General features: G+C 47.8%; 3 protein-coding genes. 1 reads left to right on the top strand and 2 read right to left on the bottom strand.

What is annotated here, in order from left to right:
• Both BZG79_RS16185 and BZG79_RS13240 read right to left on the bottom strand, forming a co-directional pair.
• Window positions 1-94, bottom strand: a 94-nt coding sequence (locus BZG79_RS16185) for a DUF444 family protein (protein WP_199877855.1), incomplete at its 3' end; no start/stop codon positions are given.
• A 33-nt stretch (window positions 95-127) separates the two neighbouring features.
• Window positions 128-2062: a PrkA family serine protein kinase gene (locus BZG79_RS13240; RefSeq protein WP_077774637.1), complete on the bottom strand. Its 1935-nt coding sequence runs from the start codon at window positions 2060-2062 to the stop codon at window positions 128-130.
• A gap of 279 nt (window positions 2063-2341) precedes the next feature.
• Between BZG79_RS13240 and BZG79_RS13235 the strand changes: the two genes are divergently transcribed.
• Entirely contained in the window at window positions 2342-3100 is a 759-nt protein-coding gene (locus BZG79_RS13235) for a MipA/OmpV family protein (RefSeq protein WP_158009961.1), read from the top strand.
• Window positions 3101-3161: the final 61 nt, after the last annotated feature.

Genomic DNA, 3161 nt, shown 5'->3' with positions numbered 1-3161 from the left:
CTTTTATCTGCCGCTTGTGGCGGCGTAGAAAGCGCTGCCGGTTGACAGTGCTTTTGTTTTTGCCATTGAGACGACGATCAATAAAATGCGCCATAACTTTCTCCCGTCATCTGCGTCAACCCGTAGGCTACGACGATTTACGCACGCGCAAATACCATTCGGCGAGCAAGCGAACTTGCTTGCGGGTATAGCCTTTTTCCATCATTCGGGCGACAAAGTCGTCGTGTTTTTTCTGCTCGTCGCTTGAGGTCTTAGTATTGAACGAAATCACCGGCAGCAGATCTTCCGTATTGGAGAACATCTTTTTCTCAATCACGGTTTTCAGCTTCTCATAACTGGTCCACGCCGGATTCTTGCCTTCATTATTCGCTCGAGCACGGAGCACAAAGTTAACGATTTCGTTACGGAAATCTTTCGGGTTACTGATACCCGCTGGCTTTTCGATTTTCTCCAACTCGCCATTAAGCGCTGAACGATCAAACAGCTGACCAGTATCTGGGTCGCGGAATTCTTGATCTTGAATCCAGAAATCGGCATACGTGACATAGCGGTCAAAAATATTCTGGCCGTACTCAGAGTAAGACTCGAGATAGGCGGTTTGGATCTCTTTGCCAATAAACTCGATATATTTAGGAATTAAGTAGCCCTTCAAGTGCTCTAAATAGCGCTCGGCGACCTCTTGTGGGAATTGCTCCCGCTCGATTTGCTGCTCCAGGACATAGAACAAATGCACAGGGTTAGCCGCGACCTCGGCGTGATCAAAGTTGAAAACACGTGACAAAATCTTGAAGGCAAAACGGGTTGATAGTCCATCCATACCCTCATCGACCCCAGCAAAATCTCGGTATTCTTGGTAAGACTTGGCTTTTGGATCGGTATCTTTGAGTGTTTCCCCATCATACACACGCATCTTCGAATAAATGCTTGAGTTTTCAGGATCTTTTAAGCGCGACAATACCGTAAAGCGCRCCAGAATATCGAGTGTGCTTGGCGAGCAAGGCGCATGGCGTAATTCACTGGTCGCCAACAATTTGTCGTAAATATGGATTTCATCCGAAATTCGCAAACAATAGGGTACTTTGACAATGTAAACCCGGTCGAGGAAGGCCTCGTTATTTTTGTTATTGCGGAATGACTGCCATTCGGATTCATTTGAGTGGGCCAAAATGATGCCGTCAAATGGCAATGCCGAAAGCCCTTCTGTACCGTTGTAGTTACCTTCTTGCGTTGCCGTGAGTAGGGGATGAAGCACTTTAATCGGTGCTTTAAACATCTCGACAAACTCCATCATGCCTTGGTTAGCCCGGCAAAGCGCACCGGAGTAGGAATAGGCATCAGGATCATCTTGTGAATAATGTTCAAGTTGGCGAATATCCACTTTACCAACCAAGGCAGAGATATCCTGGTTGTTTTCATCGCCTGGCTCCGTTTTGGCAACGCCAACTTGATTGAGAATAGAGGGACGGAGCTTAACCACTTTAAATTGGCTGATATCGCCGCCAAATTCTTTTAATCGCTTAGCGGCCCAAGGCGACATAATATGTTGAACGTAGCGTTGTGGAATGCCATATTCTTGTTCGAGTAGGTGGCCATCTTCAGTCGCATCAAACAGGCAAAATGGGTGATCATTCACTGGGCTACGTTCGCCATTGGCGGTTAGTACATAAATCGGCATCTGCTGCATCAAGCTTTTTAGCTTCTCGGCCAATGACGATTTCCCCCCACCGACAGGGCCCAGTAAGTAAAGAATTTGTTTGCGCTCTTCTAAGCCTTGAGCGGCATGTTTAAGGTATGAGACGATTTGCTCGATCGAATCTTCCATACCATAAAAGTCTTTGAACGTTGGGTAACGTGAAATGACACGGTTAGAGAAAAGTCGGCTGAGCCGAGGGTCGAGCGAAGTATCAACCTTTTCCGGTTCGCCAATCGCCATCAGCAAACGTTCCGCGGCATTGGCATACGCGCCGCGATCATCTCGGCATAGATCCAAGAATGCTTGAAGGCTCATTTCTTCGTCTTTCGCTTCTTCGTAGCGCTGACGATAGTGATCAAAAATAGTCATGGTCTTGCCCCCTAAATCGTCTGATAACTCGAAAAGAAAAGGCGCAAAGTTGGCTGGATGTTCCCTTTCCTTTTTATAAGGTTAGACCGCATTGCTCGATCTTGCGTGAAAGAATTGTTTGTTTTTTCGATAATTTTTGTTGAGTGATTTGTATGCCTGTCTTGCCAATATATTGACAGCGGGTGTTCAAGCTAGTGAGATATGCTGGTGGTGATTATTTTGCCAGCTAGGGGGACTGGGCTTACATTGGCCAGCCGTTAAACAATAAAGGAAAGGATGATGAATATAGCAAGAGAAACGGCTTGGGTAGTGTGTGCGTTGGCACTGACTTCCGGCAATGTTTATGCAGACACGCGGGTATCAGCAGGGGTGATCGGCGCGTTTTCACCCCAGGTGTACAAAGACACGGATACCGACCCACTTGTGGTACCGACAGTCAACCTTGATACCGACCACTTTTACTTTCGCGGTCTCACTGCCGGCGCACGTCTGGCACCGAAAGACTCGACACACAATCTCGTCGTATCAGCGACCTATGACCCTCGTCGTTTCGATCCTGCCGATACCGACGATCCGCAATTGAGCCAGCTCGACAAGCGCGATGCATCGATTGTGGCAGCGCTTGCCTACCAATACCATTCACCTATCGGACGTTTTCAGGCGGCTGTTGGCGAAGGCGTGACCCATGATAGGGACGGGGTATATGGCGAAGTGAGTTGGAAATATGGATTTAATCACCCGCGTTGGGGCGTCTCTCCGGAAGTAGGGTATGCCTACAATAGCCATGAGTTAAATAAGCACCTTTATGGGGTCAGCGCCACTGAAGCATCGCGTGTTTCAGGCATTGAGGCGTATGAGCCAGGCTCTGCGGGCCATTACTTTGTTGGTGCCAGTGGCTATTTTATGCTGACCGAGCGCATCCAACTGCTTGGTGGCGTGCGCTATACCAACCTCGATGATGAAATAGCGAACAGCCCAATGGTGGACCAATCTACCGCCGCTTCCGGCTATCTCGGTGTTAATTATGTCTTTATGTAGCCAAGTGTTTATGTAGCCAAGTGTTTATGTAGCCAAGTCTTGATATAAAAAAGTCTCTATA

It is taken from the genome of Salinivibrio sp. MA427 (genome assembly GCF_001996115.1).
Classification (GTDB): Bacteria; Pseudomonadota; Gammaproteobacteria; order Enterobacterales; family Vibrionaceae; genus Salinivibrio; species Salinivibrio costicola.
The sequence above is the reverse complement of the archived record's forward strand: the minus strand, read 5'-3'. Positions and strand labels throughout refer to the sequence as shown.

Excerpts from the sequence above, each read along its gene's own strand:
- BZG79_RS13235 (WP_158009961.1), top strand. The coding sequence starts at position 2,342 with ATGAATATAGCAAGAGAAACGGCTTGGGTAGTGTGTGCGTTGGCACTG.